We start from the raw sequence: 13,835 nt of genomic DNA, 5'->3' as shown, positions 1-13,835 counted from the left end.
TGTGGGCCCTGAGGGATTCGAACCCCCGACCCTCTGGGTGTAAACCAGATGCTCTGAACCAACTGAGCTAAGAGCCCTAAGTTTTTTAAAGGTTTTAGGAACCTTTGTGGGCGATGAGGGATTCGAACCCCCGACCCTCTGGGTGTAAACCAGATGCTCTGAACCAACTGAGCTAATCGCCCTCTGTAACGTTATTTCCGTTTAGAGTGGTGCAAATATACGACTTATTCGGAAAACTCCAAATTTTTTTCTAAAAATTCTCCAACAACAAAGTTACTTCCGCCAATAAAAATCATTTCTTCATTTGTAGATTGTTGTTTTGCAGATAAATACGCTTCTTGCACAGAATCGAAAATTTTATAAAAAATTTTTGCATTTATGAGCATATCTTCATAATCTTTCGGATGTCTGCCCCTGTGGATAGACGGTTTTGCAAAATAAAACTCAGAATTTTCAGGTAATAAACTCATCACTTCATCGATCTTTTTATCAACTACAAAACCTAAAATAACGTGTTTATGCTTGTCAATTGAATTTAATTGAGCAAAAACCTGTTCCAATCCGGCCTGATTATGTCCTGTATCGCAAATTGTCAGTGGATTTTGTGAAAATTCAAACCAACGGCCGATGAATCCTGTGTTTTTATGAACGTTTAATAGTCCATTTTCAATATTTTGATTTGAAACATTTACATTGAGTTTTCTTAATTCATCAATTAAGGCTAAAACAACCTTTATATTTTTTGCCTGATAATTTCCCTTTAAATCAGATTTTAAATCCGTTTTTAGTAGGGTAGCATCAATAAAAAGAGCGTTTTCTTGGATAGATTTTTCTATAATAATGTTTTTTACGACTTCATTTTCGTCACCAAAGATTATTGGAGTATTATTTTTAATGATTCCGGCCTTTTCAAATGCAATTTGTTCAATCGTATCTCCTAAAATATTTTGATGATCTAACTGAACATTTGTGATCGCAGAAACTAAAGGCTTAATAATATTGGTAGAATCTAATCTTCCACCCAAACCAACTTCAATAATGGCAAAATCCACCTGTTGCTGATAAAAATATTCAAAAGCTATAATGGTCGTGAACTCAAAAAATGAAGGAAGAATATCTTCAGGAAGACCTTTCAGCTTTTGGATGAAATTAAAGACAAACTCTTTGTCACAGTTTCTTCCATTCACTTTTATACGCTCCGTAAAATCAATAAGATGAGGTGAGTTGTATAAGCCAACTTTATAACCTGAATCTTGAAGAACAGATGCCAACATATTACTGGAAGAACCTTTTCCATTAGTTCCACCGATGTGGATGCATTTTATTTTTTCCTGAGGGTTGTCAAAAAAATCACAAAGTTTAGTGATATTATCTAAACCTGGTTTATAAGCTTTTTCTCCATCGGACTGATAGTTAGGTGCTTGTACGAAAAGCCAGTCAACAGCTTCTTGATATTGTTCAGTTGTCATGATGCAAAATTCTCAAAAGTTTGATAAAAATAAAACATTAATTTTTTTTATCTGTAACTTTTTTAAATTTGGTTCGTCTAATATCATAAAATCAGAATATGAAAAAAGTTTGGATTATTGTTTTGGGATTAACAAGCATGGGCTTAAGCGCTCAGAAAAGATGGTCCTTAAGAGAATGCGTAGACTATGCCGTAGAGCATAATCTTCAGGTGATCCAAAATGAATATTCAAAACAAATTCAGGATTCTAATTTAAAAATAGCTAAAAAGAACTATTTACCGTCTGTTTCTGCAAGTGTGGGAAATACGGTGAGTTTTGGTCAGGCTTCGTTAGGAACGGGAAGTATCAGGAATGACAGATTTAGTAATAATGCTAATCTTGGCGCTGATATCTTGGTTTATAACAACGGAAGATTAGAAAAAACTATACGTAAGACGGAATTTGATGTTGAAGCAAGTCAATACGACATCGAAACCATTAAAAATGATATTTCTCTGCAAATAGCTCAACAATATTTAACGACTTTGTTGAATAAAGAAATTGTAAAAATTTCTCAGGCAGCGGTAGAAAACGCTCAAAAACAAGCCGACAGAGCAAAAATAACCACTCAGGTTGGAACTACAGCTCAAACGATTTTGGCGGAAGCTGATGCAGGTTTGGCAAGAGAAAAACAAAACCTTAAAACGGCTGAAATTAATGTTGGAAGAAGCTTATTTGCATTAGCTCAGCTTTTACAATTAAATGAATATAAGGATTTTGATGTTGAAGATGTAAGCGTTTCAGATCAACTGTCTCCACAATTAAAATCTGTAGATGAGGTTTTGACAACAGCTTATGAAAATCAGCCTCAGGTGAAAGCTGCCGAAAGTAGAATTAAATCTGCCGAAGCTCAGACAGAGGTAAGTAAAACCGCATTTTGGCCAACAATAACAGCAAGTGCAGGAATAGGAAGTTTTTATAATAACTTGTTGAATGCTCAGGATGAAAGGGTTTTCTTTCCTCAGTATAAAGATAATTTTGGGCAAAATGCAGGAGTTTCTATCAATATTCCGATTTTTAATAAAGGAATTACTAAACTTCAGGTTGAGCAGTCCAAGATTAATGAAAATATTGCCAAAGCAACTTTAGAACAACAAAAACAAACCGTAAGACAGAATGTTCAGAAGGCGCAATTTGACGTTGATGCTAATTATGAAATATTTTTATCTGCTGTAGAAGCCGAGAAGAGTACAAAATTGGCTTTAGATTTCGCAGATAAAAGTTATGTTGCAGGTAGAACAACGATTTACGATGTGAATGTTGCCAGAAATAATTATGCAAACGCACAAGGTTCTGTGGCTCAGGCTAAATTTAACTATCTTTTCAGTCTTAAATTATTGAATTTCTATGCGGGAATTCCACTAAGTTTGTAAAATGTCTATTCAATCATTAGAAAAATATTTACCACCAAATACGCTTCAATATTTAAAACATTGGTTTTTAGATTATTACATTCATATTAAAATTACACGAAACAGGAATTCTAAACTGGGAGATTACAGAAAACTCCTGGACAATTCCCATGAAATTACGATAAATTCTACACTTCCTCCACAACTTTTTTTCTTTGTTTTAACTCACGAGTTGGCTCATTTAATAGCGTTTGAAAAGTATGGAAGAAGAATTTCACCACACGGAAATGAGTGGAAAGAGACCTTTCGATTAATGCTTCTTGAAAGTATTGAGGTGTATGAGGAAGAATTAAGACCAATTATTACCAAATTTTCTAAGTCTCCAAAGGCAAATTTCATGGCCAGCCCCGATTTGGTTAAATATTTTCACATTGAAAAACAAGATGATACCCTACAATTTATTGAAGAACTTCAAAAAGGAGACTATTTCATCTATCGAAATGAAAAGTATTTTTTAGAAGGTCTGATAAAAAAAAACTATCTTTGTAAGAATCTGGCTACTGGCAGAAAGTATTCTTTCAAGCCTTTGGCTAGGGTAGAAAAATGTAGTTAAACATGTCAAATTCAGATAAATACTGTGTGATAATGGCAGGAGGAATCGGTAGTAGATTCTGGCCACTGAGCACTCAGAAATTTCCAAAACAATTTCAGGATATTTTAGGAACTGGGCGTACGATGATTCAACAGACGTATGACAGGATCAAAAAAATTATCCCTAATGAGAATATATTTGTAATTACGAATAAGGAGTATATCACTCTTTCTCATCAGCAATTACCTGAAGTTCCGGAAGAAAATATCGTAGGTGAACCATTAATAAAAAATACAGCAGCATGTAATCTTTACATGGCTAATAAAATTGCTGAGCTCAATCCTAATGCAACAATGATCGTCTTACCGGCAGATCATTTGATTTTGAGAGAAGATATTTTCTTGGAAAAAGTAGAGGTGGCTTTTGATCTGGCTTCTAAGAATGATTATCTTGTAACGTTGGGGATTACACCAACAAGACCAGATACAGGTTACGGTTATATACAATTTGTAGATAAAAAAGGATCAGAACATTTTAAGGTTAAGACTTTTACGGAAAAACCGATTCTGGAACTTGCAAAAAGCTTTATGGAAAGTGGAGATTTCCTTTGGAATGCTGGGATTTTTATCTGGAATGTAAAAACGATTCATCATGCTTTTGAAATGTATCTTCCCGAGATGACACAGCATTTTATGGCTTGTGAATACAATGCAGACAGTGAAAAAAGCTGTATTGAAATTATTTATCCGAAAGTTCAGAAAATTTCTATTGATAACGGAATTTTGGAAAAAGCTAAAAACGTTTACGTAATTCCTTCTGATCTGGGATGGAGCGACTTAGGAACTTGGACATCTGTTTATGAAAACGCTGAAAAAGACGAAAACGAGAACGCAGTAAAGCAAAAACATATTCTAACCTACAACACAGAAGGAAACATCATTCATGTAAAAAACAGTAATAAAGCAATTGTTATTGATGGATTGAAAGATTTCATCGTTGTAGATACAGAGAAAGTCTTACTGATTTGCCCAAGAGATCACGACCAGTTAATAAAAGATTACGTTCTTGATCTTAAAAATTTAAAAAAAGGAGAAAAATTCATTTAGAAAAAATGGCATAATTTCTGCCACGTTTTGAATTATGATAAAAAATACATCCAAACTTATTTTATTGATTTTCTTTCTTTTAGGGACGCTTACGTATGCTCAAGAGAAGAAAAAATTTAGCAGTATTCCTAATATTTTAAAAGGAATTATACCAAACGGTAAAATAGTTTTTTGGGTGTTGGTTTATAATACCTATGCAAAAGATCAGGAGATTAGTATTTCCGGATCTAAGCAGGATTATACACCTCAATTTTCAGGATTTGACCTTTTTCCGGAGGAAGACAGTTTCTATTATATCGCCTATTCTTCCGGTGGAAAAATGAATTACGTCACAGATGTTAATGGGCTAAAAACATTTATCGGAAAGGTTGACAATATTCAGGAAGCTGCCATTGCGGCAACGATAGAAGGATATATTGTAGATGAAGAGTTTAAAGATGTTGCAGCAAATTATTATGAAGATACTTCTAACTACTATTTAGACCTCGGAAAGCTTACTTCACAAGAATGTCCTTACCAGAAAAAGCATTATACATTAACGATAAATAAGTCAACAGGAGCCATTACCAATGTAAAAGACAATGGAGCTTATATTGAACTTTACAATAAAAAATGTGCGAATAATCCAAGGCTTATGAAAATAGAAAAAAAGGAAGAACCAAAAGATGAGCCTAAAAAACCAGCCAAATCTACCAAGCGAAAATAACGTCTACGAAACAGAAAGACTCATTCTTCGTCCAATGTCATTGGAGGATGGAGAGTTTATTTTCGAACTGTACAACAGACCGAAATTCATCCAATATATCGGAGATCGTCATCTTAAAACCATTTCTGATGCCGAAAATTACATCAAAAACAGATTTCTTCCGCAAATTGAAAGGTTAGGTTTCGGAAATTATTTGGTTGTTACTAAAGATAAAAATGAGAAGATCGGTGGAGTAGGAATCTTCGAAAGAGAAGGTTTAGACATCGTAGATATCGGATTTTCTCTCTTAGAAGAATTTGAAGGCAAAGGTTACGCTTATGAAGCTGCTCAAAAAGTAAAATCCATCGGAATGGATGATTTTGGTTTAAAAAAGATCTCTGCAATTACATTAAAAGATAATTTTTCTTCCCAAAAATTAATCGAAAAATTAGGCTTAAAGTTCAAAAATCATGTAACGCTTCCCAACGAAGATGAAGAACTAATGTATTTCGAAACAGAATAAAAAACACAAATATTTTCATGAATATCACTAGTTTTTGTGGCATTTGTGAAAATATTTGCGTTATTCGTGTTTAAATCTATCCTTCTAAAATCTGCTCAGCAGCCGTTTTCGAAGTCACTTTTTCAATTACTCTTTCACAAATACCTTTTTCGTCAAAAATAAAAGTCGTTCTTATAATTCCCATGTAGGTTTTTCCGAACGTTTTCTTTTCCTGCCAAACACCGAATTTTTCAATAATATTACGATTTTCATCGGCAATCAGATCATAAGGAAAAGCAAATTTGCTGTGGAAATTTTTCTGTTTTTTTACAGAATCACCACTTATTCCTAATAACTGAAATCCTGCTTTTTCTAATTGAGAATAATTATCACTCAAATTACAAGCTTCTACCGTACAGGTTGGAGTATTGGCTTGGGGATAAAAGAAAATAACCAACTTTTTCCCAATTAATTTTGATGAACTTACCGTTTCTCCCTCTTGATTTATTCCTTCAAATTCAGGTAATTTGTCTCCAACTTTCAACATAATGATTTAATTTTGTTCAAATTTAATGGTTAAATGACAAAAAAGCAAAGGGCTGAGCTTGCTCAAATTGAATTAGAAAAATTATATCCGGTAGTTCCGATTCCATTAGAACATTCTGATGCTTATACGTTGATGGTTGCTGTGGCACTTTCTGCGCAGACGACCGATAAAAAAGTGAATCAGGTGACGCCTCAATTATTTGCCGTTGCAGATACGCCTGAAAAAATGGCAAAATTAGAAGTTTCTGAAATTAAAGAACTGATCAAAGAAATCGGACTATCCAATACCAAAGCTAAGAATCTAAAAAAAATGGCAGAAGTATTAGTAGAAAAACATAACAGTATTGTTCCGCAAACCTATGAAGAATTGGAAGAATTGGCTGGAGTAGGACACAAAACAGCTTCTGTGGTGATGAGTCAGGGCTTCGGATTTCCTGCTTTTCCTGTCGATACACACATTCACAGGCTGATGACGCAATGGAAGCTCACTTCTGGAAAAAACGTTGTAGAAACAGAACGAGACGCAAAGAATATTTGGAAAGAAGAGGTTTGGAATAAACTCCATCTGCAAATCATTTTCTACGGAAGAGAATATTCTCCGGCAAGAGGAAAAGGCGAGAAGGATTTTATTACGAAAATGATGTTTGATAAATAAAAAAACAACCTTTTCGAGGTTGTTTTTACTATCCAGAAATATATTTTTAATTATCCAGCAATCTTCTATGATAATTGATTTGCCCCAAATGATAACTCAAATGCCCAAAAAGATGAATCAGAAAATATTCAGTTGTCATTTTATATCCTAAAGGTTCAAGAGGATATTCTTTTTTCAGATCATTTTCATCAAGCTGATCGAGTGTTTTGATGACAATATCTAATGTTCCTTCAATTTTTTCAATTAACTCTGTACGCGGAATATCTTTTAATGAAAACTCAAGTTCTCTGTTTCTCACATAACCGGAATTTCCCAGTATTGCTCCAAAAAAATGATTAAGATTTCCAACCAAATGAAGACAAAGATTTCCTGCAGAATTGGCTATGCTTTTGTCAATTTCCCACATTGAATCTTCGCTTTGATAAGCTTCAATTTCTGTTTTTAATTTATTTAGGTCTCTCACGTAAAGAGATTTCAGGCTTTCTGTTATCATCATTTTTTTGTTTTTTTTATTTTAATTAATTGAAGTTTTGAAATATCCTCTAAAATTCTTTTTAACTAATGAGTCTACATCTGTTTTGTAATCAATAAAGCCATAAATGCTATCATTTTTTTGAAATATATCTTTATTAAGAACTAGTTTTTGATAGAAAGGCTTTGAATTAATAAATTTGATTTCACCCTTTAATGTTTTCGGGTCTATATCTTTAATTAAAAATTGACCGTTAAAAACTTTTACCAAGACACCGTTTCCAAAATATCCATTGTTGTTATTCAACCAAATATTAAGAGTGTCTTGCTTATATTCTGCCTTACATTTATAGTCTTCAAAATGAATTGTCCTTAATAAACCTGAATCATAATAATTTGCTGTCTCAAGAACATAAGCTGTTCTGGTTTTACTGTTTTCTTTTTCGCTATTAAATAATTTAAGTTCAGGATATTTTGATAGAAGTTTGATCGTATCATTGTCAACCAAACTTCCATCAATAATTATTTTTTGAAATTTGCTTATTTCTTTTTTCTCGGTTTTACAACTTAAAAAAAGAAAAACAAAAAAGATTAGAATAATTCTCATCAAATTACTTCTGCTTCTTCGCCCAAAGCTCCATTTTTCTGTTCAAAACATCTAAAGGAAGGCAACCTTGACTCAATACTTCATCATGGAATTTTGCCAAGCTAAACTTATTTCCAAGCTGTTTTTGATATTGATCTCTCAATTCACGGATTCTCAACGAACCGATTTTATATCCTAAAGCCTGTCCGGGCATTGCCATGTATCTCTCAACTTCTGCAGTTGCACCGGCTTCATCATAAGAAATATTGCTTAGGAAATATTTGATAGCTTCTTCTCTCGACATTTTTCCGGTATGCATTCCTGTGTCGACAACCAATCTTACGGCTCTCAACATCTGGTCGCTTAAATAGCCCATTTTCTGATAAGGATCTGTATACAAACCGAATTCCGGACCTAAAGTTTCGCAGTAATGCGCCCAACCTTCACCATAAGCTCCAAACCAACCGAATCTCATGAACTTTGGTAATTTTATATTTTCCTGTTGCAGAGAAACCTGATAGTGGTGTCCCGGAATTGCTTCATGCAGGAAAAGCGACTCCATTCCTGAAGTTACATTGAATTTTGAAGGATCAGGAAGCGGAACATAGAAAATTCCCGGTCTTTTTCCGTCTGGTGTTCCTTGGATATATTCTGCGCTTGCACTTGCTTCTCTGAATTTTTCAGTCTGTCTGATCTCAAATTTTGTTTTCGGAGTTACACTGAACATCGTTTTCAGTTTCGGAGTTATTTTAGCTAAAATACCATTAAATCCGGTTAAAACTTCCTTGGAAGTTTTGTAAGGCATCGCTTTTGGATCAGTTTTTACAAAATTGATGAATTCTTCCAATGTTCCTGAAAAACCGACTTGTTGTTTTACTTTTTCCATTTCAGCACGAAGCATGGCAACTTGTTGAAGTCCGATTTTATTAATTTCTTCCGGAGATTTATTCGTTGTCGTCCAGCTTTTTACATAATAAGCATAGATATCGCTTCCTTTCGGTAGGCTGTTGTAACCGTCTGTATCTCTTCCTTTTGGTAGGTATTCTGTTTCTAAAAATTTGCCCATTTTTGTATAAGCAGGAATTATTTTTTTAGAAATAGCATCCTGATACAGTTTCGTGAATTTATCCTTTTGAGCCTGAGTGAAATCTTTCGGAAATTTTTCAATTGGGCCGTAGAAAATATTTTTTTCGAAATCAGGAGTGGTGATTTCTTCGGCTTTCATCTGAGGAATCATTTTTACGATCAGCTTTTTAGGCAAAACGACTTTATTATTGATTCCTTCTTTAAAATTTTCAATGGCTGCATCCATCCATAAAGGGAATTTATCCATTCTTTTCAACCAGTCTTCGTAATCTTTTTCAGTTTTAAATGGCTGGCTTCCTTCTCCGCTTCCGTACAAAGGGAAATTTAATGGCAATCCGCCAAATTGAGTAAACGGAATATATTCAGGATGATAAGCATAGGCTTCAGTTTTATCTTTTAAGGTGTAATCCAAAACATCATACACCACTTTATCATCATCAGAAAGACTTTTGTAATCTACCTGATCCAATTGTTTTTGAACAGAATTATAAAAAGCTACTTCTCCGGAAATGAAGTCTTTATCGATGTTGATCGGAAGCTGATCATTATATCTGAGATCTCCCTGTGACGTAGCTTCCAACGGATATAATTTTAGATATTGCTCATAATAATTCGAAGCAATAGAATCTATGTTTGTCGGAGTAACTTTCGTTAAAGGAGAATCGGATTTTTTACATGAAATTAAGCTTACTGCCAAGCCTAAACCTAAAATACTTTTCGATAAAATGTTTTTCATTTTCAGAATCTTTATGAAAACAAAAGTAAGTATTATTGAAATAAACCGATTATTAATAAATCGGATTTTTAGAAAAATAATTTTCAAAATATTTTCCACTTTCAATCTATTTTTTATCTTTGCTGAAAACGTTTAACAATCATATTATTACAGCTCTTTTTTAAGAAATAATGAAAGGGATTTTAAAAATTTACCATCCGGACGAAACGCTAACATACAATATTAGAAATACTTATTGCAAGGCGGTTTACAGTAACCAAGAACATTTTCTTGAGGTTGAAATAATCACGGATGACAGCTTAGATCATGTAGATGATGATTCTTTACACTACAATTTTCCGCAACTTTCGCTTAATATTTTCGATTTTCCTATCGAAACAGCGGAAATACAGGGAAAAAGTATTAAAATCAATGATTCTGATGAGGAAACCTACACAGAAGTAGATCTTTTCGACGATGAAGAGGCTTTTATTTATGATAATGAGCTTCAATTCGACAAAAACGAAGAAGACGTACTTCAGGTCATCTGGAAGGGAACCATTGATGATTTCTACACAGGGTCGGACACGCCGATTCCTTTTAGACTCAAATGCGAATTCAAACAAGATGATATTGAGGTAGACGAGGATTAAAATTAATCTCTCCTCAATGTTTTAATATCAGATTTCTTTTCAAATGTTTTTGGAGAGAAATTTGTTGTTGATAAAAAATAACAAAATTTAAGGTGTTTTTAAGCATTTTTTAAGACATCAATTAATAATATTCAACTACTTTTGTCGTTAAAACCTTTATAAATACTAATATTAATGCTGCTAACGGAACTTACTCAGATTTTATTTGCGCAAATAACTGCACCAGCAGTTGCAACAGACGATTTAGAATTTTCATTTTGGAAGATCATGTTCCATGGTGGAGCTTTCGCTAAAATAGTAATGTTTACCGTATTGGCGCTTGGTGTGTTTTCGGTATATCTGTTTTTTGAAAGATTTTTCTTTATTAAAAGACTGACCTCAAAAACGGATTCCAATTTCATGGATAATATTGAAGATTTCATTAAAGAAGGCAAAATAGAATCCGCAGCAGATTACTGTAAAAGACAAAATTCACCTGAAGGAAGGATTTTAGAAAAGGGAATTTCAAGATTGGGACGTCCTGTTTCAGATATTGTAAGCGCGATGGAATCTCAGGCTCAGGTAGAAGTGGCAAATATGGAGAAAAACCTTAACCTTTTGGCGGTTGTACCGAGTATTGCTCCGATGTTAGGACTTTTGGGAACGGTTATCGGGATGATCATTGCATTCTTTAATCTATCTCACGCATCAGGATCTTTCTCTCCGAAAACTTTGTCTGAAGGTATTTATACCGCGTTGGGACAAACTGCGGTTGGTCTTGCGGTGGCAATTCCGGCTAACTTTTTCTACAATATTCTCTTAACAAGAATTGATAAGTTTGTATTGAAAGCTCAGAATATGTCTGGCGAATTTTTAGATCTTATCAATAAACCTTTATAAATCTTTCCAGATGAAAATTCAGAGAAGAAATAAAGCGAATCCCGAATTCAGTTTGGCAGCGATGACCGATGTTATCTTGCTGATGCTGATATTCTTTATGATTACTTCATCGGCCGCCAATCAAAGCGCTATTGAGGTAAATTTGCCGAAAGCGGGAGCGGTAGAAGATAATATTCCCAATCCTTTGGTGGTAAGTATTAAGCCGGACGGATCTTATTTTGTGGATGATAGTCCTGTGACGAAAGATCAATTGGAGCCGTTGATTGTCAGTAAATTAAATAACCAAGCCAACAAGTCTTTTACAATTCGTGCAGACGAAAATACAATGCATAAAGATGTTGTTTTTGTAATGGAAATTGCTGAAAAGAATAAATTCAATATTGCCATTGCGACGGTTAAAGATAAATAATAACTCCGAAAATATCGGGAAGGATCATTTTAAGATGAGAAGTTATACAGTGAACAAAGACGAGCAAAACCGAGACAGGATAAAGAGTGCGATACTTTCTATCCTTATTTGGTCTGCAATCCTGCTTTTTGTTTTTCTATATAAATTAAAGCCGGAGCTGGATAAAAAGCCTGATGAAGTTGTTACCACAATGCTCGTCAATTTTGGAGATAACCGAAACGGAAAAGGCATTGAAGAACCTGCTGACCAGGAAGGAAGTCTAGCTGCCGCGACAGAAGTTGTGACTCCAGAACCTGTAGAAACTCCTGTTCCTGAAACTAAAACCGTTGTAAAACCTGAACCCCAGCCTGAAACGAAGAAGGCTGAAGCTAAGGAGAAAGTAATTACAGGAAATAATTCAAAACTTACGGTTCCTAAAAAAGAAGAAGCTAAAAAATCTGATAAAAAAGCAGCAACAAGTACATCTGCTTCTAAAAATACGAAGAAAGCAGGCGCCACAACAGCCAACTCCAAAACTGGAAATGGTGATGGAAAAGGAAATGCAGCCATCGGAAATTTAATTAAAGGAAGAGGAACCAAAGCCGGAAGCCAAGGAACGGGAGAAGGAATGGGAAATGCAGGTGATCCTCTTGGTGGAGATGGAAATGGCGATAGCAAAGTCGGAATCGATAGAAAATTAATAGGATACATTCCCGGAACAATGGGAAGAGGAGGTTCACAGCCAGCCAATAGCTGTACGGCGAGTGGAACAATCACAATTGCCTACACCGTAGATAAAGCAGGAAATGTAGTCTCTGCAAGACGATCAGGAGGAACATCAGATTCCTGTATTTCTTCTACAGCGGTGTCTTGGGTTAAGAAGTATGTGAAAGCCGAAAAAGCAAGCACATCCTCCACCGGAACTTATAAAATAACATTCTAAAAATACAAAAGCACTTTATTCAAGTGCTTTTTTTTATTTCGTTGATTCTGTTGATAACCGGAAGCGCAAAAATTCCGCTGGTTTGAAGATACAGTTCGTAAAACGTTTTTGCTTTGTCTAAAAAGTCATTATTTTTTTGTCCTCTACCTGTAAAATAGAAAAGATTCCCAAGCATTTCGTAATAATCTTTGTGGTCTCTTTCCTGTCTCTCATTAACAATTTCTATGATTTCTTCTTTAGATTTTGCTGAAAGTGTAACAAAATCAAACTTGAAAATATCTTTCATTAAAGAATCAAAATCTAATTCTTTCTGCATTAAGCTTTCCTCAGGTTTGTCTAAAATCAGTTTTTGTAATGCTTGAGTTAACTGACGTATTAATCTTAATGTGAATTCTTTATCTGTGATCATAATCTAGTTGTTCTTATATTAAAAGTTTAAATAATCCTCTGTTTGGGTTAATTCGCTCCATCTTGCTGAGAGAAATTTAGCATAATTAGCAGATGAAAGACCATAAGTTCCTAATGAATGACCATCATTAACTTCTACTAAAAACATTTCACCCCTTTCATTTACACCAAAATCTAACGCATATGAATTGGGTTGTGAAATAAACGAATCTACTGCTGATAAAACAGTTTTTATATCGATTTTTGTATCCCAATCTCCTTTATATCTTCTTATGTCAAGAATTTCTTTATATCGAATAAAGCACCTCCATTCTGTTTTGAAATTTACAAGTTCAGAGCACCAAATTTCAGTGTCTTTCTCTTCATAAATTAATCCTAAAAAATCCATTTCGTTTTTAATGACTTTTCCAACGAATAATTTTGTTTCTGTTTGAGGTTTGATAAAAATATTCCATTCTTTTTTATTGAATACTTCGTTGATGGAAGAGCTCCAAATTTTTCTTTTTATAAATGGTTTTAATTCTTCGGGATAATCTATTTCTTTGTTTTTACGAATGATATTTAAATTTTGCAATCGCTTTCTTACATTTCCAATTCCACCAACAATAATGTATTCAGGAGTTTTATCTAAAATCTCATCAACGTCAATAAACTTCTGAGTTTCAAAGCCGAAATTTTTGAACCCTTCATAGGCTACAAAAGCATTTACATTATAAAATTCTCCATTTTTATCAGTTTGAATATAAGCTTTCATGAAATT

17 protein-coding genes and 2 tRNA genes are annotated in these 13,835 nt (G+C 34.0%); 10 read left to right on the top strand and 9 right to left on the bottom strand.

All coding sequences use genetic code 11. The features are described 5' to 3' along the window. Positions 1–2: 2 nt before the first annotated feature. From A0O34_RS09085 to A0O34_RS09075, 3 genes are all read right to left on the bottom strand, one after another. Positions 3–77, bottom strand: a tRNA-Val gene (locus A0O34_RS09085). Between the two features lie 30 nt (positions 78–107). Further along, positions 108–182 (bottom strand) — tRNA-Val (locus A0O34_RS09080). 42 nt (positions 183–224) lie between these two features. Then, positions 225–1,469 carry a bifunctional folylpolyglutamate synthase/dihydrofolate synthase gene (locus A0O34_RS09075; RefSeq protein ID WP_066753927.1) on the bottom strand — a complete coding sequence of 415 codons (1,245 nt, stop codon included), beginning with the start codon at positions 1,467–1,469 and terminating at the stop codon, positions 225–227. Between the two features lie 98 nt (positions 1,470–1,567). Here A0O34_RS09075 and A0O34_RS09070 point away from each other — a divergent pair, with 98 nt between their 5' ends. From A0O34_RS09070 to A0O34_RS09050, 5 genes are read left to right on the top strand one after another with little or no spacing between them, the layout of a single operon-like run. Beyond that, on the top strand, positions 1,568–2,881 hold the full coding sequence (locus tag A0O34_RS09070; protein WP_066753925.1) for a TolC family protein: 1,314 nt from the start codon (positions 1,568–1,570) through the stop codon (positions 2,879–2,881). Position 2,882: 1 nt separating this feature from the next. Next, positions 2,883–3,473 carry a SprT-like domain-containing protein gene (locus tag A0O34_RS09065; protein WP_066753923.1) on the top strand — a complete coding sequence of 197 codons (591 nt, stop codon included), beginning with the start codon at positions 2,883–2,885 and terminating at the stop codon, positions 3,471–3,473. Positions 3,474–3,475: 2 nt separating this feature from the next. Continuing rightward, positions 3,476–4,558 carry a mannose-1-phosphate guanylyltransferase gene (locus A0O34_RS09060; RefSeq protein ID WP_066753921.1) on the top strand — a complete coding sequence of 361 codons (1,083 nt, stop codon included), beginning with the start codon at positions 3,476–3,478 and terminating at the stop codon, positions 4,556–4,558. Between the two features lie 34 nt (positions 4,559–4,592). Beyond that, a complete protein-coding gene (locus tag A0O34_RS09055) occupies positions 4,593–5,264 on the top strand; it encodes a hypothetical protein (protein ID WP_066753919.1) in 672 nt (223 codons plus the stop codon). Next, on the top strand, positions 5,224–5,766 hold the full coding sequence (locus A0O34_RS09050; RefSeq protein ID WP_066753917.1) for a GNAT family N-acetyltransferase: 543 nt from the start codon (positions 5,224–5,226) through the stop codon (positions 5,764–5,766). The genes A0O34_RS09055 and A0O34_RS09050 overlap by 41 nt, the downstream gene beginning before the upstream one ends. Positions 5,767–5,842: 76 nt before the next feature. Here the strand turns inward: A0O34_RS09050 and bcp are convergent, their stop codons facing one another. Then, positions 5,843–6,292 (bottom strand): thioredoxin-dependent thiol peroxidase, encoded by a 450-nt coding sequence (gene bcp / locus A0O34_RS09045; RefSeq protein ID WP_066753915.1) that lies wholly within the window; start codon positions 6,290–6,292, stop codon positions 5,843–5,845. A 33-nt stretch (positions 6,293–6,325) separates the two neighbouring features. Between bcp and A0O34_RS09040 the strand changes: the two genes are divergently transcribed. Continuing rightward, positions 6,326–6,946, top strand: coding sequence for an endonuclease III domain-containing protein (locus A0O34_RS09040; protein ID WP_066753912.1), 621 nt, complete (start codon positions 6,326–6,328; stop codon positions 6,944–6,946). Positions 6,947–6,992: 46 nt separating this feature from the next. Here A0O34_RS09040 and A0O34_RS09035 read toward each other — a convergent pair whose 3' ends face one another. The 3 genes from A0O34_RS09035 to A0O34_RS09025 are packed head-to-tail and all read right to left on the bottom strand — an operon-like array spanning position 6,993 to position 9,825. Beyond that, positions 6,993–7,439, bottom strand: a complete 447-nt coding sequence (locus A0O34_RS09035) for a DinB family protein (protein ID WP_185097285.1) — start codon at positions 7,437–7,439, stop codon at positions 6,993–6,995. A 21-nt stretch (positions 7,440–7,460) separates the two neighbouring features. Continuing rightward, the gene (locus tag A0O34_RS09030; RefSeq protein ID WP_157885988.1) at positions 7,461–8,027 is read right to left on the bottom strand and encodes a hypothetical protein; all 567 of its coding nucleotides are present in this window, start codon (positions 8,025–8,027) and stop codon (positions 7,461–7,463) included. Position 8,028: 1 nt separating this feature from the next. Then, the gene (locus A0O34_RS09025) at positions 8,029–9,825 is read right to left on the bottom strand and encodes a DUF885 domain-containing protein (RefSeq protein WP_066753906.1); all 1,797 of its coding nucleotides are present in this window, start codon (positions 9,823–9,825) and stop codon (positions 8,029–8,031) included. A gap of 170 nt (positions 9,826–9,995) precedes the next feature. On the opposite strand from A0O34_RS09025, the gene A0O34_RS09020 reads away from it, so the two are divergent. From A0O34_RS09020 to A0O34_RS09005, 4 genes are all read left to right on the top strand, one after another. Further along, on the top strand, positions 9,996–10,457 hold the full coding sequence (locus A0O34_RS09020; protein ID WP_066753904.1) for a hypothetical protein: 462 nt from the start codon (positions 9,996–9,998) through the stop codon (positions 10,455–10,457). A gap of 174 nt (positions 10,458–10,631) precedes the next feature. Further along, the gene (locus A0O34_RS09015; protein WP_066753902.1) at positions 10,632–11,336 is read left to right on the top strand and encodes a MotA/TolQ/ExbB proton channel family protein; all 705 of its coding nucleotides are present in this window, start codon (positions 10,632–10,634) and stop codon (positions 11,334–11,336) included. 10 nt (positions 11,337–11,346) lie between these two features. Then, entirely contained in the window at positions 11,347–11,745 is a 399-nt protein-coding gene (locus A0O34_RS09010) for an ExbD/TolR family protein (RefSeq protein ID WP_066753900.1), read from the top strand. 34 nt (positions 11,746–11,779) lie between these two features. Further along, positions 11,780–12,667 carry an energy transducer TonB gene (locus tag A0O34_RS09005; RefSeq protein ID WP_066753898.1) on the top strand — a complete coding sequence of 296 codons (888 nt, stop codon included), beginning with the start codon at positions 11,780–11,782 and terminating at the stop codon, positions 12,665–12,667. 19 nt (positions 12,668–12,686) lie between these two features. Here the strand turns inward: A0O34_RS09005 and A0O34_RS09000 are convergent, their stop codons facing one another. Both A0O34_RS09000 and A0O34_RS08995 read right to left on the bottom strand, forming a co-directional pair. Continuing rightward, positions 12,687–13,076, bottom strand: a complete 390-nt coding sequence (locus A0O34_RS09000; protein ID WP_066753895.1) for a hypothetical protein — start codon at positions 13,074–13,076, stop codon at positions 12,687–12,689. Positions 13,077–13,094: 18 nt separating this feature from the next. Further along, positions 13,095–13,829, bottom strand: coding sequence for an ATP-grasp domain-containing protein (locus tag A0O34_RS08995; RefSeq protein WP_066753893.1), 735 nt, complete (start codon positions 13,827–13,829; stop codon positions 13,095–13,097). Between the last annotated feature and the right edge of the window lie 6 nt (positions 13,830–13,835).

The sequence above is a fragment of the Chryseobacterium glaciei genome (assembly GCF_001648155.1).
Classification (GTDB): domain Bacteria; phylum Bacteroidota; class Bacteroidia; order Flavobacteriales; family Weeksellaceae; genus Chryseobacterium; species Chryseobacterium glaciei.
Note: the sequence above shows the minus strand (reverse complement) of the source record. Positions and strands in the feature narration are given on the sequence as shown.